This is a genomic window from Simiduia agarivorans SA1 = DSM 21679 (genome assembly GCF_000305785.2).
GTDB classification, from domain to species: domain Bacteria; phylum Pseudomonadota; class Gammaproteobacteria; order Pseudomonadales; family Cellvibrionaceae; genus Simiduia; species Simiduia agarivorans.
This window is the reverse complement of sequence record NC_018868.3, coordinates 2,101,215-2,126,516: the sequence shown is the minus strand read 5'-3', so window position 1 is coordinate 2,126,516 and position 25,302 is coordinate 2,101,215. Positions and strand designations below refer to the sequence as shown.

26 protein-coding genes are annotated in these 25,302 nt (G+C 57.7%); 11 read left to right on the top strand and 15 right to left on the bottom strand.

Annotated elements, in window-relative coordinates; translation table 11 throughout:
- The first annotated feature begins 71 nt into the window (after window positions 1-71).
- Complete coding sequence (locus M5M_RS20745) at window positions 72-866, top strand: PEP-CTERM sorting domain-containing protein (RefSeq protein WP_015047271.1); 795 nt, start codon at window positions 72-74, stop codon at window positions 864-866.
- Window positions 867-943: 77 nt separating this feature from the next.
- Here the strand turns inward: M5M_RS20745 and trhA are convergent, their stop codons facing one another.
- The 4 genes from trhA to M5M_RS09485 form a co-directional block, all read right to left on the bottom strand.
- Window positions 944-1,609, bottom strand: a complete 666-nt coding sequence (gene trhA, locus M5M_RS09495; protein ID WP_015047270.1) for a PAQR family membrane homeostasis protein TrhA — start codon at window positions 1,607-1,609, stop codon at window positions 944-946.
- An 88-nt stretch (window positions 1,610-1,697) separates the two neighbouring features.
- The gene (locus M5M_RS20985) at window positions 1,698-3,185 is read right to left on the bottom strand and encodes a M13 family metallopeptidase (protein ID WP_276324570.1); all 1,488 of its coding nucleotides are present in this window, start codon (window positions 3,183-3,185) and stop codon (window positions 1,698-1,700) included.
- The gene (locus M5M_RS20980) at window positions 3,092-3,745 is read right to left on the bottom strand and encodes a M13 family metallopeptidase (protein WP_016389327.1); all 654 of its coding nucleotides are present in this window, start codon (window positions 3,743-3,745) and stop codon (window positions 3,092-3,094) included. Before M5M_RS20980 ends, M5M_RS20985 begins: the two co-directional genes overlap by 94 nt.
- A gap of 62 nt (window positions 3,746-3,807) precedes the next feature.
- The gene (locus M5M_RS09485; RefSeq protein WP_015047269.1) at window positions 3,808-4,242 is read right to left on the bottom strand and encodes an SRPBCC family protein; all 435 of its coding nucleotides are present in this window, start codon (window positions 4,240-4,242) and stop codon (window positions 3,808-3,810) included.
- 32 nt (window positions 4,243-4,274) lie between these two features.
- On the opposite strand from M5M_RS09485, the gene M5M_RS09480 reads away from it, so the two are divergent.
- The 3 genes from M5M_RS09480 (at window position 4,275) to M5M_RS09470 (ending at window position 6,699) form a co-directional block, all read left to right on the top strand.
- Complete coding sequence (locus tag M5M_RS09480; protein WP_015047268.1) at window positions 4,275-4,658, top strand: VOC family protein; 384 nt, start codon at window positions 4,275-4,277, stop codon at window positions 4,656-4,658.
- A gap of 369 nt (window positions 4,659-5,027) precedes the next feature.
- Complete coding sequence (locus tag M5M_RS09475; protein WP_015047267.1) at window positions 5,028-5,396, top strand: DUF3718 domain-containing protein; 369 nt, start codon at window positions 5,028-5,030, stop codon at window positions 5,394-5,396.
- Window positions 5,397-5,535: 139 nt separating this feature from the next.
- Entirely contained in the window at window positions 5,536-6,699 is a 1,164-nt protein-coding gene (locus M5M_RS09470) for a methyl-accepting chemotaxis protein (protein ID WP_015047266.1), read from the top strand.
- 23 nt (window positions 6,700-6,722) lie between these two features.
- Here M5M_RS09470 and aguA read toward each other — a convergent pair whose 3' ends face one another.
- Window positions 6,723-7,811 carry an agmatine deiminase gene (gene aguA / locus M5M_RS09465; RefSeq protein ID WP_015047265.1) on the bottom strand — a complete coding sequence of 363 codons (1,089 nt, stop codon included), beginning with the start codon at window positions 7,809-7,811 and terminating at the stop codon, window positions 6,723-6,725.
- On the bottom strand, window positions 7,811-8,689 hold the full coding sequence (gene aguB / locus M5M_RS09460; protein ID WP_015047264.1) for an N-carbamoylputrescine amidase: 879 nt from the start codon (window positions 8,687-8,689) through the stop codon (window positions 7,811-7,813). Before aguB ends, aguA begins: the two co-directional genes overlap by 1 nt.
- Before the next feature lie 187 nt (window positions 8,690-8,876).
- On the opposite strand from aguB, the gene M5M_RS09455 reads away from it, so the two are divergent.
- Entirely contained in the window at window positions 8,877-9,881 is a 1,005-nt protein-coding gene (locus tag M5M_RS09455) for a CobW family GTP-binding protein (RefSeq protein ID WP_016389326.1), read from the top strand.
- Here the strand turns inward: M5M_RS09455 and M5M_RS20330 are convergent.
- On the bottom strand, window positions 9,838-10,011 hold the full coding sequence (locus M5M_RS20330) for a hypothetical protein (RefSeq protein ID WP_016389325.1): 174 nt from the start codon (window positions 10,009-10,011) through the stop codon (window positions 9,838-9,840). The two genes, M5M_RS09455 and M5M_RS20330, sit on opposite strands and share 44 nt — an antisense overlap.
- 82 nt (window positions 10,012-10,093) lie before the next feature.
- On the opposite strand from M5M_RS20330, the gene M5M_RS09450 reads away from it, so the two are divergent.
- Window positions 10,094-10,528, top strand: a complete 435-nt coding sequence (locus tag M5M_RS09450; RefSeq protein WP_015047262.1) for a hypothetical protein — start codon at window positions 10,094-10,096, stop codon at window positions 10,526-10,528.
- A gap of 208 nt (window positions 10,529-10,736) precedes the next feature.
- Here the strand turns inward: M5M_RS09450 and M5M_RS09445 are convergent, their stop codons facing one another.
- The 8 genes from M5M_RS09445 to M5M_RS09415 all read right to left on the bottom strand — a co-directional run bounded on the left by M5M_RS09445 (window position 10,737) and on the right by M5M_RS09415 (window position 18,402).
- The gene (locus M5M_RS09445; protein ID WP_015047261.1) at window positions 10,737-11,036 is read right to left on the bottom strand and encodes a hypothetical protein; all 300 of its coding nucleotides are present in this window, start codon (window positions 11,034-11,036) and stop codon (window positions 10,737-10,739) included.
- Between the two features lie 219 nt (window positions 11,037-11,255).
- Window positions 11,256-11,471, bottom strand: coding sequence for a cysteine-rich CWC family protein (locus M5M_RS19880; RefSeq protein WP_015047260.1), 216 nt, complete (start codon window positions 11,469-11,471; stop codon window positions 11,256-11,258).
- Window positions 11,468-11,866, bottom strand: coding sequence for an acyl-CoA thioesterase (locus tag M5M_RS09440; protein ID WP_015047259.1), 399 nt, complete (start codon window positions 11,864-11,866; stop codon window positions 11,468-11,470). The genes M5M_RS19880 and M5M_RS09440 overlap by 4 nt, the downstream gene beginning before the upstream one ends.
- A gap of 126 nt (window positions 11,867-11,992) precedes the next feature.
- On the bottom strand, window positions 11,993-13,849 hold the full coding sequence (locus M5M_RS09435) for a M1 family metallopeptidase (protein ID WP_015047258.1): 1,857 nt from the start codon (window positions 13,847-13,849) through the stop codon (window positions 11,993-11,995).
- Between the two features lie 105 nt (window positions 13,850-13,954).
- Complete coding sequence (gene accC / locus M5M_RS09430) at window positions 13,955-15,301, bottom strand: acetyl-CoA carboxylase biotin carboxylase subunit (RefSeq protein WP_015047257.1); 1,347 nt, start codon at window positions 15,299-15,301, stop codon at window positions 13,955-13,957.
- A gap of 28 nt (window positions 15,302-15,329) precedes the next feature.
- On the bottom strand, window positions 15,330-15,791 hold the full coding sequence (accB, locus tag M5M_RS09425) for an acetyl-CoA carboxylase biotin carboxyl carrier protein (protein WP_015047256.1): 462 nt from the start codon (window positions 15,789-15,791) through the stop codon (window positions 15,330-15,332).
- 44 nt (window positions 15,792-15,835) lie between these two features.
- Window positions 15,836-16,273 carry a type II 3-dehydroquinate dehydratase gene (aroQ, locus tag M5M_RS09420; protein WP_015047255.1) on the bottom strand — a complete coding sequence of 146 codons (438 nt, stop codon included), beginning with the start codon at window positions 16,271-16,273 and terminating at the stop codon, window positions 15,836-15,838.
- Window positions 16,274-16,608: 335 nt separating this feature from the next.
- Window positions 16,609-18,402, bottom strand: a complete 1,794-nt coding sequence (locus M5M_RS09415; RefSeq protein ID WP_244431071.1) for a protein-disulfide reductase DsbD family protein — start codon at window positions 18,400-18,402, stop codon at window positions 16,609-16,611.
- Between the two features lie 225 nt (window positions 18,403-18,627).
- Between M5M_RS09415 and M5M_RS09410 the strand changes: the two genes are divergently transcribed.
- The 5 genes from M5M_RS09410 to M5M_RS09390 all read left to right on the top strand — a co-directional run bounded on the left by M5M_RS09410 (window position 18,628) and on the right by M5M_RS09390 (window position 25,273).
- Window positions 18,628-19,335 (top strand): tetratricopeptide repeat protein, encoded by a 708-nt coding sequence (locus M5M_RS09410; protein WP_024330282.1) that lies wholly within the window; start codon window positions 18,628-18,630, stop codon window positions 19,333-19,335.
- Window positions 19,336-19,404: 69 nt separating this feature from the next.
- Window positions 19,405-21,345: an EAL domain-containing protein gene (locus M5M_RS09405; protein WP_015047252.1), complete on the top strand. Its 1,941-nt coding sequence runs from the start codon at window positions 19,405-19,407 to the stop codon at window positions 21,343-21,345.
- Between the two features lie 16 nt (window positions 21,346-21,361).
- A complete protein-coding gene (locus M5M_RS09400; protein ID WP_015047251.1) occupies window positions 21,362-21,850 on the top strand; it encodes a copper chaperone PCu(A)C in 489 nt (162 codons plus the stop codon).
- Window positions 21,851-21,928: 78 nt separating this feature from the next.
- Entirely contained in the window at window positions 21,929-22,954 is a 1,026-nt protein-coding gene (locus tag M5M_RS09395; RefSeq protein ID WP_211217030.1) for a DUF2333 family protein, read from the top strand.
- A gap of 3 nt (window positions 22,955-22,957) precedes the next feature.
- Window positions 22,958-25,273 carry a DNA polymerase II gene (locus M5M_RS09390; RefSeq protein ID WP_015047249.1) on the top strand — a complete coding sequence of 772 codons (2,316 nt, stop codon included), beginning with the start codon at window positions 22,958-22,960 and terminating at the stop codon, window positions 25,271-25,273.
- Window positions 25,274-25,302: the final 29 nt, after the last annotated feature.

The following is a 25,302-nucleotide window of genomic DNA, read 5'->3' as shown; positions in this document are numbered from 1 at the left end:
CGGTTATTGCTAACGAATTGATGCTTTAGTTCTGCTTTGCAGGATTTTACTTTCTACATGGATGATTTTTTATGAAATTTGCTCAAATGTTAGGGGCGGTGGCGCTGGCGTCTGTGACTGGTCTGGCGCAGGCCACAGTGGTCATTTTTGACAATAACAGCGGCGGTGTTGCCAAGGCGGGTGATGTGCTGACCGGTACCGGCGGCAGTGTCAAAACCAGTGGCGATGCGTATGGCAGTGCGCTGGGTTTCGGTGATTTCGTGGTCACCGCGGGTATTTCCACCGCCAACAAAAACCTGGCGCAGCCGGGATTCAATACCACCAATCACATTGATCCCAACGTCAGTGGCGTGGTTTATCAGGATGTTGATCCCAAGCACGGTGGCCTTGGCGCCTACACCGCGGGTGATGACAGCCGCTTTAATCGCGATACCGACAATCTGGAGCCGAATGTCTATTCCTCCAGTGCCGGTGACGAAATCCTGTTCTTCAACTTTTCCTTCGACGTGATTCTGGACCAGGTCTGGTTCAATGGTGGTCACTCTGAACATACCGGGATCAGTGAAGCGGGCAATCCCACCATGTTCAATATTTTCTACAGTCTGGACGGGATTAATTACTCGTCTGTGTTCGCACCCGCGAGCAATGGCTTGTCTCAGAGAACGCCTACCGACAGCGAGTTTTTGATGACGGGACTGAACACGGGCTACAGCTACTACGCGATTGCCGCCACCGGCTGGAACGATGCACCCGGTGGTTACATCGAGGCGATTGGTTATTCCAGTGTGCCTGAGCCGGGCTCCCTGTTTTTGCTGGGCCTGGGTTTGTTGGGGCTGGCTGCCGCGCGTCGCCGTACCGCGCAGTAATTCACTACCGCGTCGACACACAAAAAAGGCACCCGCAGGTGCCTTTTTTTATGCCGCTGGCTTTTACGCCACCGGGATTACATGACGTAAAGGTAGACCGCTAAAAAGTGGCAGGTGCTGCCGCCAAGCACAAACAGGTGCCAGATGGCATGGTTGAATGGCAGTTTCTCCCACTTGTAAAACACGGCACCCAGTGTGTACACCAGGCCGCCGGCCAGCAGCAGCCACATGGCCCCGGACGGGACTTTGGCCAGCATTTCGGATAACGCCACAATCACCAGCCAGCCCATGAGAATGTAAGTAAACAACGACAGTTTGGGAAACCGGTGCTTGAAAAACAGCTTAAAGAAAATGCCGAACAGCGCCAGGCTCCAGATCACCGCAAACAATGTCCAGCCCCAGGCGCCGCGCAGATTGATCAGCAGGAAGGGGGTATAGGTACCGGCAATCAACAGGTAAATGGCGCAGTGGTCGATCAGGCGCAGTACACCTTTGACTTTATCGTGCACGATGGCGTGGTACAGGGTTGACGCCAGAAACAGAAATACCAGGCTGATGCCGTATACCAGCGCGCTGGTCAGTTTCCAGCCGTCGCCACTGGCGACAGATACCACCACCATCAGGGTCAGGGCCGCAACGCTGAGGGCGGCACCGATACCGTGGCTGACGCTGTTGGCGATTTCTTCCGCCAGGCTATAGGCCTTGCGCTTGGCGCGATCCAGGTCGGATCTGATGCTTGTCATGGTGTAAGTCTCCTGCTGAGCACAAACAGTATAACCATAAAAAAGGGAGGCTAAGCCCCCCTTTTTGTGACCAGAAAGTCTGCTGCGCTTACCAGATCTTGACCCGCTGCTCGGGCGCCAGATAGAGGCCATCGCCAGCTTTCACGTCAAATGCCTGATAGAACTCGGGCATATTGCGCACGATACCGTTACAACGGTATTCGCTGGGCGAGTGGGGGTCGGTAACCAAGCGCTGGGATAACTCTTCAGTGCGGTACTTGCGCGCCCACACCTGGGCCCAGCCCATGAAGAAACGCTGGTCACCCGTGAGCCCGTCCAGCACCGGCGCCGGCTTGCCAGCCAGGGACAGACCATAGGCCTTGTGCGCAATGGTTAAGCCGCCCAGGTCGCCGATGTTTTCACCCAGGGTGAACTTGCCGTTGACAAATTCGCCCGGCAGGGGCTCAAACGCGTTGTACTGCTCCACCAGTGCAGTGGTGCGCTGTTCAAACTCGGTGCGATCGGAATCGGTCCACCAGTTGCGCAGATTGCCATCGCCATCGTACTGGCTGCCGGAATCGTCAAAACCGTGACCGATTTCGTGGCCGATCACGGCGCCAATGCCACCGTAATTCACCGCATCATCCGCCGCCATGTTAAAGAAAGGTGGTTGCAGGATGGCGGCCGGGAATACGATTTCGTTGGCCACCGGGTTGTAATAAGCATTAACGGTTTGGGGCGTCATGTACCATTCGGTTTTATCGATTGGGGCGCCAAGCTTGGCCAGGTTGCGCTGGTATTCGAATGCCGCTGCGCGCTGGGCGTTACCAAACAGGTCGTCAGCTTTGATCTCCAGCGAGCTGTAATCGCGCCATTTATCCGGGTAGCCAATTTTGTAGGTGAACTTGGCCAGCTTTTCGCGTGCCGCCACCTTGGTTTCGGGGGTCATCCACTCCAGGCCATCGATGCCCTCGCCAAAGGCCAGCAACAGATTCTGCACCAGGGTTTCCATGCGCGCCTTGGCTTCCGGCGGAAAATGCTTCTCCACGTAAATTTTGCCAACCGCCTCGCCAATCACGTCGTCGGTGAATTGCACTGCACGCTTCCAGCGCTCCTGCTGGGCTTCGATGCCGCGCAGGGTTTTCTTGTTGAAGTTAAAGCTTTCGTCGTCCAGCGCTTTGTTCAGCAAAGGCGCCGCACCGGCCGCGAGCTGCCATTTGGCATAGGCTTTCCAGTCTGCCAGTGGCTTGTCTGCCATGACCTGAGCGAATGCGGTCAGGTAGGACGGCTGGTATACGATGATATCGGCTTCGCCGTCGATGCCCAGGGCTTTGGTCCAGTTGGCCCAGGCCACGCCCGCTGCCAGGGTATTGAGCTCTGCTTGCGGCATTTTGTTGTAGGTTTTTACCGGGTCGCGATTATCTACCCGGGCCCAATGGCCTTCAGCCAGCGCTTCTTCGATGGCGTAAATCGCCTCGGCATCGGCCTCAATCCCGGCCAGTGTCAGCATCTTGGCAATGTGAGCCTTATAAGCTGCGCGCAGGCTGACGCTTTTTTCATCGTCCTTGAAGTAGTAGTCGCGGTCGGGCAGCCCCAGGCCGCTTTGGTAGGTGTATACCGCGTACCGGGTGGCGTCGCGCTTATCCTGGGGTTGATAAAAGACACCACCGGGGTTTTCACGCCGGAACGGGAAGCGTTGCCAAACCAGGTCATCAGCGCGTCTTTGGAAGCAATGGCGTCCACTTCCGCCAGCAGTGGCTGCAGCGGCTGGGTGCCCAGTGTTTCCAACTTGTCGGTGTTCATGTAGCTGTTGAAGAAATCGCCCACTTTCTGTTTTTCGGTGCCGGCTTGGGCGCCGGCTTTGGCCGCGTCTTCAATAATGGCTCTGAGCTGCACCTCGGCCTCATCGGCCAGTTTGGTGAAGGAGCCGTAATTGGATTTGTCGGCCGGGATTTCTTTGGTGTCGAGCCAATGGCCGTTCACATGCCGGTAGAAGTCATCCTGAGCGCGTACGCTCGGATCGGCATTGGCTTTGTCTATCCCGCTGACCAGAGCAGCAGGTTGAGCGGCGTCGTTGGCGGGTTTGTCCGCATTGCAGCCGGCGATGGCAGCCGCCAGCAGTGCAATGGGCAAGCTCTTGGAAAGGAGCGTGTTCATAGGGTTCCCTGTTGTTGTTAGAGGAATGGAAAAAACTCTCACATAAGGGACGTGTGACGGGCCTAATCTCGCAATGGCAATCGATCGCGGTAGCGGTCCAGCCCCCGGGTCAGCGCCCGGCGCAAGGCCACGGCGATCAGCCCTCCGGTGAACGGGATGCGGGGTTGAAACCGGATGCTGTAGAGCAACCGGCAGCCGCGCGGGTGGGGGTGGAATGCCATCCGGCCCCAATGTTCGGTCACCGGGCTGCCGCGCGTGACCTGGTACTCCATCAATTGGCCGGGTACATAACTGCGAACGGTTTCCTCGAACGTGAGTCCAATGCCCAGCGGGATCTGTCGGACAGAGCCCACGCCGCAGCTGGCTTCTCCCTCAGCGGCCTTCAGCGTCAGGATATTCTGGCCCATGATTTCGCCGAACCGCTCGTGGTGAGTGAGTTCTGCGAATAATTCGGCGGGTGGCAGTGGAAAAATCCGTTCAATGTGGATAGTTTGCATAGACCCGCCTCATCTGTTTGGAGCCGCTAAACATGGCAGAAATGAACAAAGACCACAACCGTGTGGTTTGGATGGATATTCCAGTGGCAGACCTTGCCCGCGCATCGGCTTTTTATGAGCAGGTATTGGGGCTGCCGGTGCATCAGGAAGCCGTTGGCGAGGTGGCGTTTGCGGTGTTGGACCACGGCCAGGGCAATGGCGCGTGTCTCATCGTGCAACCAGACCGGGTAGGTTCGCTCGGCCCCTTGGTGTACCTCAATGTCAATGGTCGTATCCGGGCTGCGGAGGCGGCGGTGACAGCGCAGGGTGGACGGGTTGAGCAAGCTATTCACGCCATTGGGCCGCATGGATACCGCGCGTTGATTATCGATTCGGAGGGTAATCGCCTGGCGTTGCACAGTGAAACGGATCAATAACCGCCGGTGGCACCTCGGGTTGCTCCATTGGCCGATCCGGCCATTCACTTCGACGCTGGCGATTCAGTCGGTCTGTCGACCGCGATTTCTGTGCCAATAATGAGCGTGATTCGATCAACCGTTAATCGTGCGTCAGTGCATTTTATCTCTCTATAAGCGTTTTTTGGCGACACGATTGACCGAAAAAGTCGGTCTGTTGTTGTTTTTATGCTGGCTGACCCGGCTTTTCGGCGGGCTGTCGAAGGACTCTTTTTTTCGTTTCCGGGCCTGTAATACTGGATCTCAACCGGCAGCCAATTGCCGGCGCTGGCAGGTACTGCAGCAAGCTCGCGAACAAACAGCACAGAGAGTCACAGGAGTTTACCCGACATGAAAATTAAAAATGCATCAGTATTGGTTATTGCCGCCGCGCTGGGTGGCGCACTTTTAACCTCTGCCGCGATGGTTCAGGCAGATACCCGGATTGAGCGCAACGGCAAAGTATTTGTGGTGGCCGACAACGAAGCCAGCGGGGTGTGCAAAGCAATTGTGCGCGACCAGCCTGGTCAGCTGCGGACATCGCTTTACCACGGTATTCGCGGAATCGATCGTACCCGCGCCCACACCTTTTACAATTGCAACGACATGAATTTGCTCAGCTTTGCTGAAATGGTCGAAGCACAGAAGGTGGTGGGCTATCTGGCACCAAAATTCAACCGCGATACGCTGGTAACCACAGAAGAAGTGGCTGCGCGCTGATGCAGCCAGCAATAAGGTATAGGCGTATCATTGCGCCTATACCCACACGTAATTTAAGGGTATTGAATAATCACTTGTAGGTATATAAAGCTGTGCTAGCCTGAAAAATGCTGTGTTTTTTTTATGGATAGCCGATCATATGACCTCCTTATTCTTACGCATGCGCCTGGTCCATTGGGTGGGCATGGTGCTTCTGGCAGTAAACGCCCTGTTTTTTACCGACAATACCCTCAGCCAGGTAATCCAGTTTTTGCTGATTGGCGTGCTTGTCATCCACGATATTGATGAGAAGCGCTGGGGCGTGGACGCGTTGCAAAGCGTGGCTGATTATTTCAAACACTTTGCCCGCAAAGATCTGTCGGTGGACTGCAATGTCGACACCAAACTCAATGCGGAAATGGCCGAGATGGTTCAAACCATCGATTTATTTCGCAGTGAAATCCGCGACGCGTTGGTGGATATCAAGCGGGTGGCAGAATTGAATGAAGGCGCCGCCCAGCAGTTGGACGACACGGCATCGGGCATGCGTTCCCGGATTCGGGACCAACTGGCGGTGGTCAATCGCGCGCGCCAGCATATGGAAGAAATGCAGGCATTGACTCAAGGGATCAGCCAGCGCGCTGAGCAGACCAATGCACGCGTTAATGATGCCAACAGTCAGTTACAGAGTTCGCGCGCGAACGTCAGTGCCATGGCAGATCTGGTGGACGAACACGTGCGCGCCAGTAACGAAATCACCAATAACTTTTCCTTGCTATCAGAGAATGCGCTTAAAATAAAAGATGTGCTGGCGGTGATTAACGGCATTGCTGATCAGACCAACCTGCTCGCGCTCAACGCCGCCATTGAGGCCGCCCGCGCCGGCGAGCACGGTCGCGGTTTCTCTGTGGTGGCCGATGAAGTGCGGGGCTTAAGCCAGTCAACCCAGAACAGCCTGACCGAAATTAACGAGATTATTTCCGCCATTACCGGCGCGATCGATGCGGCCGGAAAAAAAGTGGATTCACAAAAAGCTTCGTTGGAAAAACTGAGTCAGTCCTCGCGCGAAGCGAGCGATGTGATCGTAACCACCTGCGATGTGATGCAACAGGTGGCGGAGCTCACGGGTCAGCGAACCCGAAAAGGTGAATCCAATATCCATAGCGTGAGCCAGAAAGTGGATCAGGTGCTGGAAGAGGTGGCAAGCCTTGGCAATGCCACGGATTTATCCGCGCAGGATGTGACCACCCTGGCCGATATTGCCGGCGAGCTCAATTCTGCGGTGCAGAACCTGCGCCAGAAGGTGAACGAATTCCACACCTGAGTGTGGAATTCAGGCGCAATTGATCAGGCGGGCTGCTGCTGCGTAATACAGTGGATATTGCCGCCGCCCAGCAGAATTTCCCGTCCGGGGACCATCACTATGTCGCGTCCGGGGAAGCAATCGGACAGCAGTGACGCGGCCGCGCGATCCTTGGCGTCATCAAAACTGGGCGCAATGATGGCGCCGTTAATGATCAGAAAGTTCACGTAGGACCCCGCCAACCGGATGGATGGGTCGCGCGGTTGCGTGCCGGCAACGCGATCAACTCCTGCACACTCTTCCTCAGTCGCGAACAGCGGGCCGGGAATTGGCATTTTGTGTATTTTGAACGACCGGCCGCGGGCATCGGTACTGGCTTCGAGTACCTGAAAAGCGCGCTGGCAGCGTTCATAGTTGGGATCGGTCTCATCATCGGTCCAGCACAACAGCACCTCGCCAGGCGCCACGAAACAACAGAAGTTGTCCACGTGCCCATCGGTTTCATCGTTGTACAGACCGTCGGGCAACCAGATGACTTTTTCCACTGAAAGATAATCTGCCAGGTAGGCTTCAATCTGCTCGCGCGTCAGGTGCGGATTGCGGTTGGCATTGAGCAGGCATTCCTCGGTGGTGATCAGGGTACCCTCTCCGTCCACATGGATGGAGCCGCCTTCCAGCACGAACTCGTCGGTGCGGTAACGCGCGGTGTTCTCGATTTGTGCGATCTTGCGCGCAACCGCATCGTCTTTATCCCAAGGGAAATACAGGCCACCATTAAGCCCGCCCCAGGCATTGAAGCGCCAGTCCACCGCCCGTACTTCGCCGGCGCTGTTGCGTACAAAGGTCGGGCCGGTGTCGCGCACCCAGGCGTCGTTGTTGCTGATTTCCACCACGCGGATATTGGCGATGCCAGCCAGTTGCTCACTGGCGTTTTCAAACTGGGCGTGCGAAACGCCCACAGTCAGTGGCTGGTACTGAGCGATTGCCCGCATCACCGCCATAAACGCCGCTTGCGCGGGCTTGGCGCCGAGGCGCCAGTTATCGGTGCGCTCGGGCCAGATCATCCAGGCCTGTTTCTGGGGTGCCCATTCGGCGGGCATGGCAAAGCCGTCGGCGCGTGGCGTGCTCATCATCAGGACTCCAGGCTGCCATCCAGGGTGTTAATGGCGCGATACAGTGCCGGCCGGCGATCGCGGAATACGCCCCAGGCGGTGCGGATTTTTTCCAGCGCGTCCAGATCAAAACTTTGTACCAGAATGCCTTCGCTGGTCTCGTCCAGTTCCTGCACCTTTTCGCCGAACTGGTTGGCAATAAATGACGAGCCGTAGAAAGTGATGTGGTAATCCTCCTGGTCCTCGCGGCCAATGCGGTTGGAGGCGATCAGCGGCATCAGATTGGCGCCGGCATGGCCTTGCTGTACCCGCTGCCAGTGGTCGCGCGAGGTGATGTTGGGGTCGTGGGGTTCTGAACCGATGGCGGTCGGATAGAACAACAGTTCCGCACCCATGAGTGCCATGCTGCGCGCACATTCCGGGAACCACTGGTCCCAGCAAATGCCGATGCCGATTTTGGCGTAGCGGGTGTTCCAGACTTTGAAGCCGGTATCGCCCGGATTGAAGTAGTACTTCTCGTGGTAGCCGGGGCCATCGGGAATGTGGCTCTTGCGGTAGTTACCCAGAATGCTGCCATCGGCGTCGATCACCACGATGGAGTTGTAGCGCGCGCGGCCTGCGCGTTCGAAATAGGAAATGGGCAGTACGACGGCCAGTTCTTTGGCGATGGCCTGAAAATGCTTGATGGCCGGGTTGTCGGCGAGTTCGGTGGCCAACTGGGTGTAATCGGCATTGGGCTTCTGGCAGAAGTAGGGGGTCTCAAACAGCTCCTGCAGCAAAATAATCTGGGCGCCGGCGGCATGGGCCTGACGCACCAGCTTTTCGCCATTGGCGATATTGGCATCGCGATCCCAGGAACAGGCCATCTGGGTGGCGGCGACGGTAACGTTGCGAGACATGAAACTCTCCTGAAAGGTCAAAGTGGACTGCGCCTGGCAGTATCTGCGGCACCAGACGGATGGGAGGCATCTTACCCCCAGTTTATGAACATTAAAAATGACCTTCCAAGGGTAGCACCGTTCGATGATCCCTATACCGGCGGCAACCAATTGGTGTAGGGTGCGGCTTCTTTTGATTGGGGGCACCATGGTCAAGGTCAATGTCATTACCGGCTTTCTGGGCGCTGGTAAAACCACGCTGATACAGTCTTTGCTGCGTCAACGCCCGGCGGGTGAGCGCTGGGCGGTGCTGGTCAATGAGTTTGGCGATATCGGCATTGATGGTGCGCTGCTGGCTAATGGCGCGAACGACGTCGTGGTCAGAGAAGTGCCGGGCGGCTGTTTGTGTTGTGCCAATGGGCTGCCCTTTCAGATTGCGCTGAATCAGCTGATCGGGCGCGCCAAGCCCGATCGGCTGATCATCGAACCCACCGGGCTTGGCCATCCGCACGAGATCCTGGCGCAGCTGCGTGCCCCTCATATGGCAAACCTGCTGGCGGTGTGCGCCACCCTGACTCTGGTGGATGCGCGTAAGCTCACCGACAGCCGCTACCGGTCAAACCCGCTATTCAACCAGCAGATTGCGGTGGCCGACCGGGTGCTGGCTGCCAAGGCCGACACCTATGAGCCGCAACACCTGATGCTGTTTGAACAATACCTGCACCAGCATGAGTGGCGGCATAAACCCTGGTCGCCGGTACACGAGGGGGCCGGGCAGCTGGCGTGGCTGGTGGGGCCGGCGGCGGAGTCCGACGCCACCGGTGCGGTCGTGCCGGCTTCGACCTTGCCGCTTTTAACGCTGAATCCGGTCTACAACGCACGGGGTTTCCTGTTCCGCAGCCGGCGTTCGGGCGGCTGGCACAGCGCCGGCTGGGCCTTTAAACCCGAGCTCTGCTTTGATCCGGACCGGCTCTGGGCGCTGTTTTCAGGTATCGCGTGTGAACGCCTGAAGGCGGTCATGATCACCCCGGATGATGTACTGGGCTTTAATATGGTGGATCGTGTATTGCGTCAGCAATCCATGGACGACTGCCTGGACTCACGGGTGGAGATCCTCAATCCGGAGGCACTGGATTGGGGCGCCATCGAACAGCAACTGCTTGCGGCCATCAGCACAACCGCGCTCGCAGATTCTCCAGACACCAGCGTTTGATCAACTGGCGTTGTTGCGCGTTGCAGCAACGCACATCCGCGGCCCCCAGCCTTCCTTCGGCCAGCAACTGGCGCAATGTCTCCGGCGTTACCGCCACCAACAGGGGTGCTTGTTGAGATTTCCGTACCATCTTGGGTGCCTCCACTTGCCATGGGATGAGTCATTGCGTATGTTATATTGCAAATGATAATCGTTATCAATAAGAGGTTGGCATGGTTTATTTGTGTGGGCATCATCGCGCGCAGGTGGCGCGCTCGGTTGCGCTGGCGCAGGCGCTTTGGGTGGGCGCGTTCAGTCAGGGACAGCAGGCATTTTTAGTGCGGGACTGGGCCCGTGCGCGCAGTTTTTTCGGGTCGGCCTGGGACATTGTCCGTATCCGCGCCAACGATGGGGGTATGGGCCTGGTGTCCGGTTTTGATGCCGAGCGATTACTGGATACGGCCGAATACCATGCACATACACTGACCGAGTTAGGTTTCTGGCACGAAGCACAAGCCGCAGCACTGTGTGCCCGCGCGCACCTGATGGATGTGTGTGCAAAACCCATGACGCAGGAGAACGCAGCGCGGATGCGTCGGTTGGAGGCGCGCGGTCAGGCGTTGTTGAGTGTGGTGTTCGGTGGTCAATGGCGCACGGCTGTGCATTGATTTATAGAGTAAACGCTGACAAAAAAAGTCCGGCGGACAATTCCAAAAGCCAGTAAGCCTTTTGGAATTGTTGCGCCGGTTCTGTCATAAAGACAGCAGGAGAGCAATGAAAACTGTAATCCCATCGAACGGCCTGTCCTGCAAACAGGCGATCGTATTCATCTGAAACACAGCCGGGCGGCGTGGTGATTCAGCGCGTGTTGCAAAATTATCGGGTGCTGGCCTGGAATTCTGCCAGCGCAGTGTTGTATTCGTCGGCGACCGCATAAATCTGGTCAACCAATGCGTTGTGGCGGCTGCTTGAACGAACGCACTTCAGGTATTCTTTGCTGGCAGTGACGTAAGTTTTTACGTCGTTTTGCGCGGCCAGCATGGACTCAAAGCTGCGCTCGTCAGCGGCTGGAATGCCGGGCATTGCTGGCAATGCGGCGTTGTCACAAGTGGCAGCAAAAGTTGCGCTGGCTGCAAATGTCATCAACAGCGTGGTGGCAAGTGTGCGTACTTTCATGATCAGACCCTCGGTAGTAAAAAATAAATCGAAACTAACTGACTACACCGGGGATATTGCATTGCCCGTGCCAAATTTATAGGAATTAAAAAAGGCGCGATTCTTAGCAATAAATGAAATTTTTTTTTAAGTTTTTGGGCTAAATATTTCGGCCTGGCCCGGCACAGAAAAAGTGTCGCCAACGGGCTGCGCTCTGCTGGTGCAGGTTTTTTGCGGCTTTCAGCGCTTTGCACCCTTTGTGGGCGCAGCGCAGTATGGACACACGCAACGGGCGGGATCGATGGCCTGCGCGCGTGACTGTTGAGTCGCATCCACGGCGGTGTGCATACACCAGCAGCTGTCCGGTGCATGGCCCCGGGCGAGCGCGCAGTGGTTGTCGCGCTGGCACAGGGGGCACAGGCTGTTACTCGCTGGCTGTTGGTGCGGCTTGATCATTGGTCAAACACCGGTACCGGTTTTTTATCGGTGCCAATGGCGACAAATTTGAATTCACCACTGATGGCCAGGTGCTGGCCGTCGGAATACATGGACTCCAAATAAATATCCACGCGCACGGTCAGGCTGGTGCGCCCCACGCCAACCACGCGGGCCACGAGTTCGGCAAAAGTGCCGGCGGGAATGGGTTCTTTGAAATCAATGCGGTCGCTGGATACGGTGACCAGCGGTTTGCGACAAAAGCGCGTGGCGCTGATAAACGCGACCTCATCCATCCAGGCCAGCGCCTGGCCACCAAACAGGGTGTCGTGGTGGTTGGTGGTGCCGGGAAAGATCGCCTTGACCACACGGGTTTCTGAATGCTGTTGGCGTTGCTCGAACAGGGGGTGATTCATAGTGGGCTCCGGGTTGGGCGGTCAGTATAACGATTCAGAGACCGGTTGCCGGATTGGGCGCGTGAAAGTTTTTCAACTTAGTGCGCGGCATCCGGTGGTCGCGCAGACCACCGGATGGCAGAGCGATTATTTTGCGTTGACGATGGCGTCCATGGTGCCCTGGGCCAGCGGGTGATAGCCCGGACGGGCTTCGGCGTAAACCTTGCGCGCGAATGCCTGCCCTTGTTGGGATTCCATCAGGGCGCGATAGAGCGGTGTGATCAGCTTGCGCCGGCCAATGCTGACCAGATAGGTTTCCAGCCGGGCGTAGGCGGGCTGGTACTGGTTGCGGATGGCCATGAGCAACCAGCTGTGAGCGATTTCATTGTTGGTGCTGGCGGTCAGATTAAAGGCGCTGTCCAGCGCGCTCATTTGCTCCGGGCTGAGTTGTTCTGGCAAATTGTTCAGGAAGTAGAGCCACTGATGCACAGTCCAGCCTTTGGTGTCGATGGCGGTGGCCGGGATCGCGCCGGCAAGCCAGTCGGTGTGGATGCGATCGATCTTTGTGAACGCATCGGATTCGGCCAGCGGGTGATCGGCAGGCAGGCCCGGCGCATAGATCCAGGCCTTGAAGCGATCCAGGGACAAGGCCGACGGGTGTTTGGCAATCAGGTGCGTTTGCGCGTAGGCGAGCCAGTCTTCGGTGGACAGGCTTTTAAACGCGTAGTCGGCGAAATACTGTTTCAGATAAGCGTCGAACGCGGCGCGGCCGATGCGCTGTTCAATTTCTTTCAGAAACAGCGCGCCTTTTTCATAGGGCACATCGCTGAAGGCGTCGTCCGGATCCTTGCCACGCAGGTCGATGGCCAGGTGTTGGTAATTCGCCGGTAGATCGGCCAGGTCGGCGGTCAGGTCCTGATAGCCGAGCACCGATTCCATATTGAACCGGTCGGTGCCGTAGATGATCTCCATGATCCGGTAGGTCAGGTAGGTGGTGTGGCCTTCGTTCAGCCACAGGTCGCGCCAGGTGGCGTTGGTGACGGTGTTGCCCGACCAGGAGTGCGCCAATTCGTGCGCAATCAGGCTGACCAGGCTTTTGTCGCCGGCAATCACCGTGGGGGTGATGAAGCTCAGGCGCGGATTTTCCATGCCGCCGAATGGAAAACTCGGCGGCAGAATCAGCAGGTCATAGCGCCCCCAGCTGTAGGGGCCGTAGGCTTTTTCGGTGGCAATGAGCATGGATTCGGTGTCTTCAAACTCGGCCACAGCGGCATCTAACAGAGCCGGCTCGGCATAGACCCCGGTGCGGTCGCCCATGGCTTTGAAGTCAAGATCGCCCACTGCCAGTGCGATCAGGTAGGAGGGAATGGCCTGCGGCATGTGAAACTGATAGGTGCCGGTTTTGGCCGCATTGGGCGTGTTTTCGGCACTCATGACCGCGCGCAGGTTTTTGGGCGTGCGCAGGATTGCGTCGTAGGTGGTGCGCACCTGGGGCGTATCCTGGGACGGGATAAAGCTGCGGGCGTGAATCGCCTGTGCCTGGGTGAACAGGAACGGGTGCTTTTTACTGGCAGTTTGCTCGGGCTGGAGCCATTGCAGGCCGGACGCGGCCGGGCTGGTGCGATACTGGACTTTGACCTGTTCGGCTTTCTCCGGCACGGCAATGCGCAGCGCGCTGCCCAGTGCGGGGTCGGCGGCTTCCAGTTTGAAGCCGGTTTTCTGCCATTTGCCGTCTACGCGCACGCTGGTGGCGATGACGGTGATGTCCCGGGTATCCAGAAGCAGTTCGCGGGCATTGCGGTCTTTGCGCTCGAAGTCATAAACCACATGACCTGCCAGCTCGCGCTTTTTGAAATCCACATTCAGGTCCAATGCGAAATGGGTCACCTTAATCTGATGGGGGTTGGACTGGCTGTGGTAGTCCTTGGATGGGTCCAGTGTGGCTGCATGGGCACCGAGGCTGGTGCAAATGAGCAGGACCCAGGCGAAAAATGTCCGGGACATGGGATACTCCGTTTATTGTGTCAGGTTAAAGACGGATAAGGCGGCGCCACACCCCAAAAATGCCCGGGGCAAAGACAAAAAAGCCCGCAGATGCGGGCTTTGGTATCACTTGTTGGCTTCGAGCTTTTTCTCGAGGTAGTGGATGTTAACGCCCCCTTTCGCGAAGCCAGCATCGCGCACCAGCTCCTTCTGCAGAGGGATGTTGGTCCGGATACCGTCCACCACGATTTCATCCAGTGCGTTGCGCATGCGTTTGAGCGCGATTTCCCGGTCGTCTCCGTAGCTGATCACCTTGGCGATCATGGAGTCGTAATTCGGGGGCACGCTGTAGCCGCCGTAAATGTGCGAGTCGACCCGGATGCCCAGCCCGCCGGGGCTGTGGAAAGTGTTGATCTTGCCCGGACAGGGCATGAACGTTTTCGGATCTTCTGCATTGATGCGGCATTCAAAGGCGTGGCCTTTGAGCACGATGTCTTCCTGCTTGATCGACAATTTGTTGCCCGCACACACACTGATTTGCTCTTTAATCAGGTCGATGCCGGTAACCATTTCGGTGACCGGGTGCTCCACCTGGATGCGGGTGTTCATTTCGATGAAGTAGAAACGTTCATCTTCGTACAGGAACTCAAAAGTGCCGGCGCCTTTATAGCCAATATCAATACAGGCTTTTACGCAGGATGCGTAGCAGGCCTCGCGCACAGCATCGGGAATGCCGGGTGCCGGTGCTTCTTCCAGTACTTTCTGGTGACGGCGCTGCAAAGAGCAATCGCGATCGTACAGGTGCACGGCATTGCCCTGACCGTCAGACATGACCTGCACTTCCACGTGGCGTGGGTTGGTGAGGAATTTTTCCATGTACACGGTATCGTCGCCAAACGCGTTCTTGGCTTCGGATTTGGTCAGCTGAATGGCGTTGATCAGCGCCGCTTCGGTATGCACCACACGCATGCCGCGACCACCACCGCCGGCAGCGGCCTTGATGATCACCGGGTAACCAATGCGTTTGGCGATTTCCTGACAGCGCTCGCGGTCATCCGGCAGCGGGCCGTCCGAGCCGGGCACGGTGGGTACACCGGCTTTTTTCATTGCCGCGATGGCAGAGACTTTATCGCCCATCAGGCGAATCACGTCCGGGTCGGGGCCAATGAAAACAAACCCGCTGCGCTGCACCTGTTCAGCAAAGTCGGCATTTTCGGCCAGGAAGCCGTAACCGGGGTGTACTGCCACCGAATCGGTGATTTCCATGGCGGAAATAATGGCCGGGATATTCAGGTAGCTTTTGGGCGACGGGTTGGGACCGATACACACGGTTTCGTCGGCCAGGCGCACGTGCTTCAGGTCGCGGTCAATTTGCGAGTGCACGGCCACGGTTTTGATGCCGAGCTCTTTACACGCGCGCAAAACCCGCAGCGCAATCTCGCCGCGGTTTGCAATCAGTACTTTATCAAACATGAGGTCAACTCCTGTCGGCAGCCGTCAGTTAAACGATGGTGACGAGGGGTTGATCAAACTCGACGGGCTCGCCGTCTTCTACCAGTATCGCCTCAATTACACCAGCCTTGTCGGCCTCAATCTGGTTCATCATCTTCATGGCTTCGATAATGCAGATGACGTCGCCGGCTTTCACTTGTTTGCCCACTTCCACAAACGCCGGTGAGCCCGGGCTGGGGGAGCGGTAGAAGGTGCCCACCATGGGTGATTTCACTGCGTGACCACTGGTGGCCGGCGCGGCGGCGGCTTCCGGTGCGGCGGCTGCCGCAACAGGGGCAGGTGCAGCGGCCGGTGCTGCGGCAGGCGCAGCGGCGTATTGCACGGGCATCACCGGCTGGTGGCTGGAGCCACGGCTGATGCGCACTGATTCTTCACCCTCTTTAATTTCAATTTCGCCGATGTCGGATTCTTCAAGGAGCTCAATCAACTTTTTGATTTTGCGAATATCCATCACACTCTCACTTTGTGTTATTGCCTGTTAATAGGAATTGGTTTTCAGGCCAGTTTCTGAAGTGCGGCTTCCAATGCCAGCTCATATCCCTGGGCTCCCAGCCCACAGATGACACCCACCGCCACATCGGAAAAGTAGGAGTGGTGTCTGAATGGTTCACGCGCGTGCACATTTGACAGGTGCACTTCGATAAAGGGGATCGCGACCGCCAATAACGCATCGCGCAGCGCGATGCTGGTATGGGTAAACGCAGCGGGGTTGATCAGAATGAAATCCACATCCTCGCGCTTGGCGTCGTGAATGCGGTCGATCAGTTCATATTCGGCGTTGCTTTGCAGGGCTTGCAGGTGATGGCCGTCGCGCAGACAGCGTTCGGTCAGGCGCTGGTTGATGTCGGTCAGCGTGGTGCTGCCGTACACGCCAGGCTCGCGGGTGCCGAGTAAATTCAGATTTGGGCCGTGCAGTACAAGAATTGTCGCCATGCCGGAGAATTTCGTCACCTGGTTGATTCAAAATGACCCGATTCCCTGATCTGGCCGCGATCGTGCAACGAACGTCGGCAAAAGGGTCGGGAGCCGAAAATGAAGGGCGAGTGTGCCCCATTTGTGACTCCTTGTCCACGGGTTGCAGGTGAAAACCGTGAATTCTTACCTAATCGCTACCAGTTCGCAGAAGTTAGCATCAAAACGCTTGTTTTATTTGGGATTTGGTTGTCTGGAAGTGGGCAGAAGGCGACATGTTTGGCGAAAGTGGCTGCAGTTTGACAGCCAAAGCCCGCAAGATTTAAAAACTTGCAGGCTTTGGTGTTCAATTTCGCTTAATTTGTCTCTATCGCGCGGTAAAGTGCGTCGGTAAAGATTTCGGGCGTCAGCAGCTGCGGCAAAATCTCGGGTTTGGCCGCCGGATCTGCGGGGAACATCAGGTAGAGCGGCACGCCATTGCGTTGGTATTGCGCCAGCAGTGCAGTGATATCGGCATTGTATTTGGTCCAGTCAGCTTTCACTAACAGCAAATCCGCGTCAGCCACTTCAATCATCACGTCCTGCTGGCTGAACACCAGTTTTTCGTTGGCCAGGCAGGTCAGGCACCAGTCGGCGGTGACATTCACGAACAACGGCTGGCCGCTCTGGCGCAGTTGGCTGAAGCTGTCTTTGTCATAGGCTGTCCAGATGTCGGGGCTGTCGGCGTCTGCCAACGGCAGGATTACCGCGCTTGCCACGGCGGCGACGGCGAAGGCCCGGCCCAGCCAGTGCCGGCGTTTCCACGCCCACAACGCAAACCCGAGTGCCACCAGGCCACACAGTGCCAGCGCCAGTTGATCCGTGCTGGTCTGACGTCCCAACACCCACAGCAACCAGATGGCGGTCAGCAGCAGAGGGAAGGCCAGAATTTCCTTAAAGGTTTCCATCCAGGCGCCGGGTTTTGGCAGCCATTGGTGCAGGTTGGGTAAGTAGCACAAAGCCAGAAACGGCAATGCCATGCCGGTACCCAGGGCGGCGAACACGGTCAGGCTGACATAGGCGGGTTGGGTCATGGCGTAGCCCAGCGCGGTACCCATAAACGGCGCCGTACACGGGCTGGCCACCAGGGTGGCGAGACCACCGGTAAAGAAAGAACCCTTGAGTCCGCCTTTGCTGGCCAAACCGCTGCCCAGATTGGCAAGGCCGGAGCCAATTTCGATTGCGCCCAGCAGTGCCAGGCCCAGAATAAAGAACAGATAGACCAGTGCCAGTATCAGACCCGGTGTCTGCAGCTGAAAGCCCCAGCCCACCGCTTCGCCGCCGGCACGCACCAGCAGCAAGGCGGCTGCAATGGCGACAAAGCTGAGCACAACCCCCAGCGTGTAGGCCCAGCCATGCATTTGCCGGTGGCGGGCGTCCTCACCACTGGCGGCCAGCGAGAGCGCCTTGATCGACAGCACCGGGAACACACAGGGCATGAGGTTGAGGATGGCGCCACCCAACAAAGCGGCCAGCAGGGCAAATGCCCAGCTGCCTTCGGGCGCCGGAGTCGGGATTGATGCCGCTGGCGCGGATTCGGCAGCAACGGGTAGTTGTACGGCCACTTCGGTGAATTGGCCGGTGCTGGCGTCGAACAGGAAGCGTTGATTGCGCGGTGGGTAGCACAGGCCGGCGTCGGCGCAGCCCTGGGATTGGGTCAGGAGCTCGAAATCCTGCGTCAGATCCAAGGCGCCGGCTAATTCCAGCATCACACCGGAGTAATACACCTCGAGTTCTTTCTCGAAGTACTCGTCATATTTGTGTTTGCCGGCGGGCCACTGGGTACTCAGCGGGATGGTTTGACCGCCTTGGGCCGCCTGGAGGTTGAAGCGCTCCCGGTACAAGTAATAGCCGGGGCTTATGCGCCACTCCAGCGATAATTGCTGCCCCGTCACCAGCGGCACAGCCTGGTAGGCTTCTTCTACGGGCAGGAACTCGGGTTCGCTGCCGAGCCCGTCAGTGGTGAACTGGGCCTGGGCGGGCGCCATCGCCAACGTAAGCAGCAGGGTCAGCAGTATTGAAACTGGCGCGAGTGGGTGGCTTTTGGCACACTGTGCGCCCCTGTGAATCGTGCGGGTAATGAGTGCGAGCATAGGGATAGTGTCGTTCACCGGTACAAATGTCTATGTGGATGCCCGGGTGGGTCGGGCAGAAAAGAGGTCAAGGATAGCACCTGCCTCTGGTCAGCTGTGTGCTTCCCGTGGCGTTTTGTCGCTTTGGCAGTGGTTTTGTCGGATTGGTCAGTGCTTCAACGTGTTCCATTAACTCAAAAATCGTCGCCCGCAGCTGTCATCTTGTCAGCGGGCGCCACCTCCCGATGGTCTGATCGGCCGCGGGTGTGGATTGTTACAGCGCTGCTGGTGTTTCTGTCTGGCTGCGTGCCGCAATTGACGCAGCTGACCCAGTTGCAGCGGCCGGCACCTTTCGAGCCCTCTGCGGTTGAGCCGGAAAACCAGCTGTTGGAATACCTGGCGGCGGCGGACGAGGCGTTGGCGCGCGACCACCTGACCGTGCCTTTGCGCAACAGTGCGTTCGAGCTGTACCGCGGCGCATTGGTGCTGGACCCTGAAAACCCCCATGCCCGTCGTGGCTTGAGTATGATCTGCCGGCGCTACCTTGCGCTTGCCAATGCCGCCCTGTCCGAAGGTGACTACAAGCGCGCGCAACGGTACCTGCGCCGATTATTGCGCGTAGATCCACAGAATCCGGAGGCAATCGCACTGCGCCAGGCGCTGGCACAGCAGGAGCAGTTGGTGCTGGCCGGCGCCGCGCTGAATGAGTTGCCGCTACCGGTGGATGCCTTGTCATCGCGCGACCCCGGTTTGGTGGCTCAATTGCAAGGGTTGGCGTCCCAGCTGGTCAGGCACAAGGAGCGCATTGTGATCTACGCTCGCACAGACGCCGAGGCCCGCTGGGTCTATCAACAGCTCAAGCAGGCTCAGCCCCAGTTCCAGTTCAGCGCAACCACCGGCTTGTCGCCCAGACCGCGGATCGTGGTGGTGCCAGTCCCGCAACAGCTTGCGCCGGTCGCATCGGCCGGATAACCACTGGCGGTGGTCATCGCCGCTCATGCTATAGTCAGGGCAAAATCCACAGTCAGTCCGGGAGCGCCGGTGAGCCTGTTACGTCAGTTAATTTTTGCTATCACCTGTCTGGTTATCGTGTTGCTCGCGGGCAACCTCGTGGTCAGCGTGTTCAATGCCCGCAGCTATTTTTACGAGCAGATGCAGGTCCACGCACAGGACACGGCAACAGCCCTGGGTTTTTCGATTTCCCAGGCGGCACAGGATAAGGATCTGGTCCTGGTGGGCTCGATGATCGATGTGATTTTTGATCGCGGCTACTACCGCGAGATCGTCTATCTCGATCTGAACGGGCAGGTACTGGTGGAGCGCAATCAGCAATTGGAAGCTGACGGCGTACCGGCGTGGTTCATCGATCTGATTGAAATCCCCGAGCCCGCCGGTAAGTCGGAGGTCATCAGCGGTTGGTTCCGTTTGGGTGAACTCAAAGTGAGTGCGCACACCGGCCTGGCGTATCGCGACTTGTGGCGGGTATTCAATGAGCAGTTGTGGCTGTTTATGTTCACTGCAGTACTTGCCTACGGGCTTGCGGGCATTGCCCTGCACTTTTTGTTGCGGCCGCTGCGCCAGGTGGAGCGCCAGGCGGAAGCCATTTGCCGGCGTGAGTTCACCGAGCAGGCCACCTTGCCGCGCACGCGCGAATTGCGGCGCATGGTGCTGGCCATGAATCGCATGGTGGTGAAAATCCGCGATATGTTCCGCGAGCAACTGGAGCTGACCGAATCGCTGCACCGGGCGTCGCATCAGGATGCTGTGACCGGCCTGTCAAACCGGGTGGATTTTGATGCGCGCCTGGAATCCTTCATTCAATCCGAACGCGGTGGCGGCGAAGGTGCACTGTTGTTATTGCAAATCAGTGACATGCAGACCTACAACCAGTTGCAGGGCCGTGAAGCGGGCGACTTACTTTTAAAGCAGGTGGCCGCGCTGTTGGTACCGATGGTAGAGCGTTGGCCGGGTGCAATTGTGTCTCGTCGAGGTGGTGCGGATTTTTGTATTTTTGTGCCTGCCATTGAGCGTGAACAGACGGAATCGCTGTGCGCCGGGCTTGCGCAGGCGTTGCAACAAATTGCCTGGCCCGAGGGCAGTATTCCCGCCGCCATCGGTGCCGTGCATGTGCCGGCGGTGACGCTGGACAGCCAGTTACTGGCCAATGCGGACGAAGCCCTGCGCCGTGCTCAGCATCAGCGCCGACCGGCATGGATGATGGCAGAGCCCTCGGGCTCGGCTGGACGCCCCGCAAACGAATGGCAGCAATTACTGGGCCGGTTACTGGATGCCGGCGGTCTGGTGCTGCATTACCAGCCGGTGTGTGATGCCTCGCAATCGTTGCTGCATGCAGAGGTGCTGGTACGTATACCGGTGGATGGCCAGTTACAAAGTGCGGGTAGAGTACTGCCGCTGGTCGAGCGCTTTGGTCTGGCGCCCAAATTGGATCGGTGTGTGTTACAAAAGTTGGCGCAGGTGTTGCCCGTACCGGAATGTGATTTGTGTGTGAACTTATCGCCCAGCACGGTGGCCGATACCGGTTTTGGTTTGTGGTTGTCACACTTTCTGGGTCAGCACCCGGCTATAGCGGAGCGGTTGATTCTGGAGGTCAGCGAGCAGGTGATGGTAAATCATCGCAGTGAACTGACAGATTTGTTGGCGCGGGTGCAGGCCCAGGGCGTCAGGGTAGCGCTCGACCACTTTGGTCAGGCGGGTAAAGCGTTCAACTATCTGCAATCGCTTGCGCTATACAGCTTGAAGATTGATCGCAGCTTCATTCGCGCGATTGACGCCAGTCAGGAAAACCAGTTCTTTGTTAAGTCCTTGGCTCAAATCGCACACAGTTGCGATATGATGGTGCTGGCCGAGGGCGTGGAAACGGCCGCCGAGTGGCAGCAGATTACCGCGTTGGGACTGGACGGTGGCATGGGATACCTGCTGGGCCATCCGGCTGAGGATTTGCCCGTTGATGAACAGGGCTGATAATAAGGAGTGCAGCATGAAAATAATGGCGTTTTGCGAGCCGCTATCGGTAAAGTTATTGGCGGGTCTGGCCTTGCCTGCGGCGTTATTGGTCTCGTCCATGAGTTTTGCGGACGTAGTGATCAGCGACAGCTGGGCGAGGGAATCCATTCCGGGTACATCCAGTTCGGCACTGTTTGCCAGTGTGAAAAACACCGGCAAAAAAGATGTCACGTTGGTTTCTGTGGCCGTCCAGGGTGCCGATAAAACCGAATTGCATGCCAGTCAGGACGATGGCGGCATGATGCGCATGCGCAGATTGGAGCAGGTGGTGATTCCTGCAGGCCAAACGGTAGAGTTGGCACCCGGCGGGTATCACGTGATGCTGTTCCGGTTGGCGGCGCCATTGCGAGCGGGCCAGACGGTCGCGACTGAATTCAGATTTGCCTCCGGCGAAAAAGTTGCAGCCACCGCCGACGTGCGTTCGGCCCGCGGCGCTGATCATCATCACCACCATCAACACTAGTGTTCAAAGGTTAATAGGGAGCTTCTCGCAATGGCGTGGAATCGGCTTAAACGCTTCTGGTTGAAAAACAAGCGCAGCATGTCTGATTACAGCGCGGATGTGAAAGAGGATTTTACCCGGCAATCGCACTGGCGCTGGGTGTTGATCGCGCTGGTCGCGCTGGCATTGCCGTTGGTGGTGCTGGCGATCATCTGGGATACCGAGCCGGCGCCCTTTTCAGTACAACAGGTTGCCGCTGAACGAGTGCCTGCACAGTCAGCGGAGCCGGTGGTGGGCGCGGTAACCACCGCCACGCTGATTCATATTGCCGATACGCTGCTGACCAAACCCGGCGGCTATCTCAGCAATGACCTTATGCCGCCCTCGGTGTGGATGGACAATATTCCCAATTGGGAATTTGGCGTATTGGTGCAGGTGCGCGACATGAGCAAGGCCATGCGCGAAGCCCTGAGTCGGTCGCAATCGCAGTCCCGTGAGGACAAAGATCTCGCACTGGCGGAGCCCCGTTTTAATTTCGATCATCGCAGCTGGATGTTGCCGTCGTCTGAGAACGAATACGCTGCCGGCATCAAACGATTAGAGTCGTATCTCACGCGCCTGACGGATCCAAACGATCGTGAAGCGCAGTTTTATGCTCGTGCAGATAATCTCAATTACTGGTTGCGCACGGTCGAATCCCGCTTGGGCAGCTTGTCCCAGCGTTTGTCAGCCAGTGTGGAGCGGGTCCGGGTGAATACGGATTTGGCCGGTGATGCGGCTGCGGTTCAATCCACCGCGGTGCCGGCAGAGCTGGTGGTCAAAACCTCCTGGTGGGAAATCGACGATGTCTTTTACGAGGCGCGCGGTACCAGCTGGGCACTGCTGCATTTGCTCAAAGCTGCCGAGGTGGATTTCGCCGACGTGCTGGAAAAGAAAAATGCCCGCGTCAGTTTGCAGCAAATCATTCGTGAGCTGGAAGCGACGCAGGAGCCTCTCGGTAGCCCCATGATCCTGAATGGCTCCGGCTTTGGTATGCTCGCCAACCACTCACTGGTAATGGCGAATTACATTTCCCGCGCCAACGCCGCAATCATTGATTTGCGGGAGCTCCTGGCCCAGGGTTAATGGGTGCAACAGGGTTTCCTTCTCACCCGTGACTGGCGTGAAGGCCGTACAGGCCTCACGCTGGAATTCTGGGTGGCAACACCGGAAGGCGCGCGTTTATTGGTCGTCAGCGGCGAGCAAAGCGTGTGTTTTTTTGACCGCGACGACCTGTCCCGCCTGAGTGAGTTGATCGGCCATCTTCCCGATTGGCGTCAGCAGCCGGTTGAACTCTGCAACAGGGATGCGCGCCCGGTTAACGCGCTCTATTGCCATGACTTGCGCACCCAGCGCGAAATCGAATCACTTGCCGAGGCGGCCGGTATTGCCCTATGGGAAACGGATATCCGCCCGCCCGACCGGTATCTCATGGAGCGATTCATCACCGCCGATGTGCAATGGCACAGTGCCAGCGCAGGGCGCGAACGTCTGCCTGTACGCAAATTGCTGCCGGCGCCGGTGCAGGACATAGCCCTGCGTTCTCTGTCGCTGGACATTGAAACGTCCATGGATGGCAAACAATTATTTTCCATCGGTATCTATGGCTGCGATGTTGCGCGGGTCTACATGGTGGGCGACTGCCCGGAGCAAACCGAATTTGAACTGATCAGTTGCCGGGATCAGCGGGATTGCCTGGACAAATTCCTGCGCGCGCTGCGCTTGCTCGATCCGGATATCCTCATCGGCTGGAATCTGGTGGGCTTCGACCTGTGGATGCTGGCGCAATTCTGCCAGGCGCAAAAACTGAAATTCTCGCTTGGGCGCCAAGGGGCCGAGCCTCGCTGGCGGGAAGATGCGGAGTCTGAGCGACGCTACATACACATCCCGGGTCGGGTGGCGCTCGATGGCATCGATTGGCTGAAAGCCGCCAGTTACCAGTTTGAATCCTTCAGCCTGAACCATGTATCGGGGCAGTTGCTCGGAGACGCCAAGCTGATTTCCGGTACCGATCGCGGGGGTGAAATCAGCCGGTTATTTCAACACGATAAGGTGGCGCTGGCTCGCTACAACCTACAGGATTGTAAGCTGGTCGCCGATATTTTTGCTCGCGCCCATTTGCTCGAATTCGTGCTGGCGCGGGCGCGGCTCACGGGCTTGCCGCTGGATCGCGTGGGTGGTTCGGTGGCCGCATTCGAATTTTCCTATCTGCCCAGGCTGCATCGTGCTGGTTACATTGCGCCAAACCTGGGCGAGCTGGAATCCGATATCGTCAGCCCCGGTGGCTATGTCATGGAATCTGTGCCGGGTATCTATGACAACGTACTGGTGCTGGATTTCAAAAGCCTGTACCCCTCTATTATCCGGACTTTTCTGATTGATCCTTGCGGCTATTGGTTAGCGCGCGCGCAACAGGCCGACGCGACGGTACCGGGCTTCAATGGCGCCACATTCTCCCGCGAGGGGCACATACTGCCTGACCTGATTGCGCATCTCTGGAATGCCCGCGACCAGGCCAAGCAACGCGGCGATGCGCCTTTGTCGCAGGCGATAAAAATTCTCATGAATTCGTTTTACGGGGTGCTGGGTTCAGAGGGGTGCCGGTTTTTCGACCCGCGCGTGTGCAGTTCCATTACCTTGCGCGGGCATGACATCATCCGGCAATCGCGCGATTGGATTGAAGACCAGGGTTACCAGGTCATCTATGGTGATACGGACTCTTTATTTGTCTGGTTGGCTGATATCGACAAGGGCGAGGACGCGCGCGCAACCGGCACGGCGCTGGCCGCCGGCTTAAACCACTGGTGGCGAGAAAAACTCGACGCGGAACTGGCGTTGACGAGCGCGCTGGAAATTGAGTTTGAAACCCATTTCGAAAAGTTTTTTATGCCCACCATCCGGGGCGCTGAAACCGGCAGTAAAAAGCGTTATGCCGGCATCGTGTCGGGCGAAAAAGGACGTGAGCTGATTTTTAAAGGGCTGGAGGCTGTGCGCACAGACTGGACCCGGTTGGCGCGCGATTTTCAACGGGAATTGTACTGGCGGCTATTCGAAGGCCTGAGCTGGAAGCGCTGGCTGCTGGATCAGGTGGCGGCCTTGCGGGCCGGCGAATTGGATGCGCAATTGGTGTATCGCAAACGCCTTCGACGCCGCTTGACGGACTACACCCGCAATCGGCCGCCGCACGTGCAGGCCGCACTCAAATTGCCAGAGCCCCCCAAGCGGGGTGATTGGGTCGAATACCTGATCACGGTGAATGGTCCCGAGCCCCTGTCCCGGCAGCAGTCGCCGTTGGATTACGCGCATTACCTCGAGCGCCAATTGCGCCCGGTTGCCGACGCCATTCTGGGCGTGTTTGGTGAACGTTTTGATCGTTTGGTGGATGACCAGCTGGATCTGTTCTGACGCCTTTTTCGTGGATTAAGGTGCCAAAT

Bases quoted from the DNA above. Each gene is read 5' to 3' on its own strand.
- M5M_RS20745 (WP_015047271.1), top strand. From the start codon at position 72: ATGAAATTTGCTCAAATGTTAGGGGCGGTGGCGCTGGCGTCTGTGACT.
- trhA (WP_015047270.1), bottom strand. From the start codon at position 1,609: ATGACAAGCATCAGATCCGACCTGGATCGCGCCAAGCGCAAGGCCTAT.
- M5M_RS20980 (WP_016389327.1), bottom strand. From the start codon at position 3,745: ATGAACACGCTCCTTTCCAAGAGCTTGCCCATTGCACTGCTGGCGGCT.
- M5M_RS09485 (WP_015047269.1), bottom strand. From the start codon at position 4,242: ATGCAAACTATCCACATTGAACGGATTTTTCCACTGCCACCCGCCGAA.
- M5M_RS09480 (WP_015047268.1), top strand. From the start codon at position 4,275: ATGGCAGAAATGAACAAAGACCACAACCGTGTGGTTTGGATGGATATT.
- M5M_RS09475 (WP_015047267.1), top strand. From the start codon at position 5,028: ATGAAAATTAAAAATGCATCAGTATTGGTTATTGCCGCCGCGCTGGGT.
- M5M_RS09470 (WP_015047266.1), top strand. From the start codon at position 5,536: ATGACCTCCTTATTCTTACGCATGCGCCTGGTCCATTGGGTGGGCATG.
- aguA (WP_015047265.1), bottom strand. From the start codon at position 7,811: ATGATGAGCACGCCACGCGCCGACGGCTTTGCCATGCCCGCCGAATGG.
- aguB (WP_015047264.1), bottom strand. From the start codon at position 8,689: ATGTCTCGCAACGTTACCGTCGCCGCCACCCAGATGGCCTGTTCCTGG.
- M5M_RS09455 (WP_016389326.1), top strand. From the start codon at position 8,877: ATGGTCAAGGTCAATGTCATTACCGGCTTTCTGGGCGCTGGTAAAACC.
- M5M_RS20330 (WP_016389325.1), bottom strand. From the start codon at position 10,011: ATGGTACGGAAATCTCAACAAGCACCCCTGTTGGTGGCGGTAACGCCG.
- M5M_RS09450 (WP_015047262.1), top strand. From the start codon at position 10,094: ATGGTTTATTTGTGTGGGCATCATCGCGCGCAGGTGGCGCGCTCGGTT.
- M5M_RS09445 (WP_015047261.1), bottom strand. From the start codon at position 11,036: ATGAAAGTACGCACACTTGCCACCACGCTGTTGATGACATTTGCAGCC.
- M5M_RS19880 (WP_015047260.1), bottom strand. From the start codon at position 11,471: ATGATCAAGCCGCACCAACAGCCAGCGAGTAACAGCCTGTGCCCCCTG.
- M5M_RS09440 (WP_015047259.1), bottom strand. From the start codon at position 11,866: ATGAATCACCCCCTGTTCGAGCAACGCCAACAGCATTCAGAAACCCGT.
- M5M_RS09435 (WP_015047258.1), bottom strand. From the start codon at position 13,849: ATGTCCCGGACATTTTTCGCCTGGGTCCTGCTCATTTGCACCAGCCTC.
- accC (WP_015047257.1), bottom strand. From the start codon at position 15,301: ATGTTTGATAAAGTACTGATTGCAAACCGCGGCGAGATTGCGCTGCGG.
- accB (WP_015047256.1), bottom strand. From the start codon at position 15,791: ATGGATATTCGCAAAATCAAAAAGTTGATTGAGCTCCTTGAAGAATCC.
- aroQ (WP_015047255.1), bottom strand. From the start codon at position 16,273: ATGGCGACAATTCTTGTACTGCACGGCCCAAATCTGAATTTACTCGGC.
- M5M_RS09400 (WP_015047251.1), top strand. From the start codon at position 21,362: ATGAAAATAATGGCGTTTTGCGAGCCGCTATCGGTAAAGTTATTGGCG.
- M5M_RS09395 (WP_211217030.1), top strand. From the start codon at position 21,929: ATGTCTGATTACAGCGCGGATGTGAAAGAGGATTTTACCCGGCAATCG.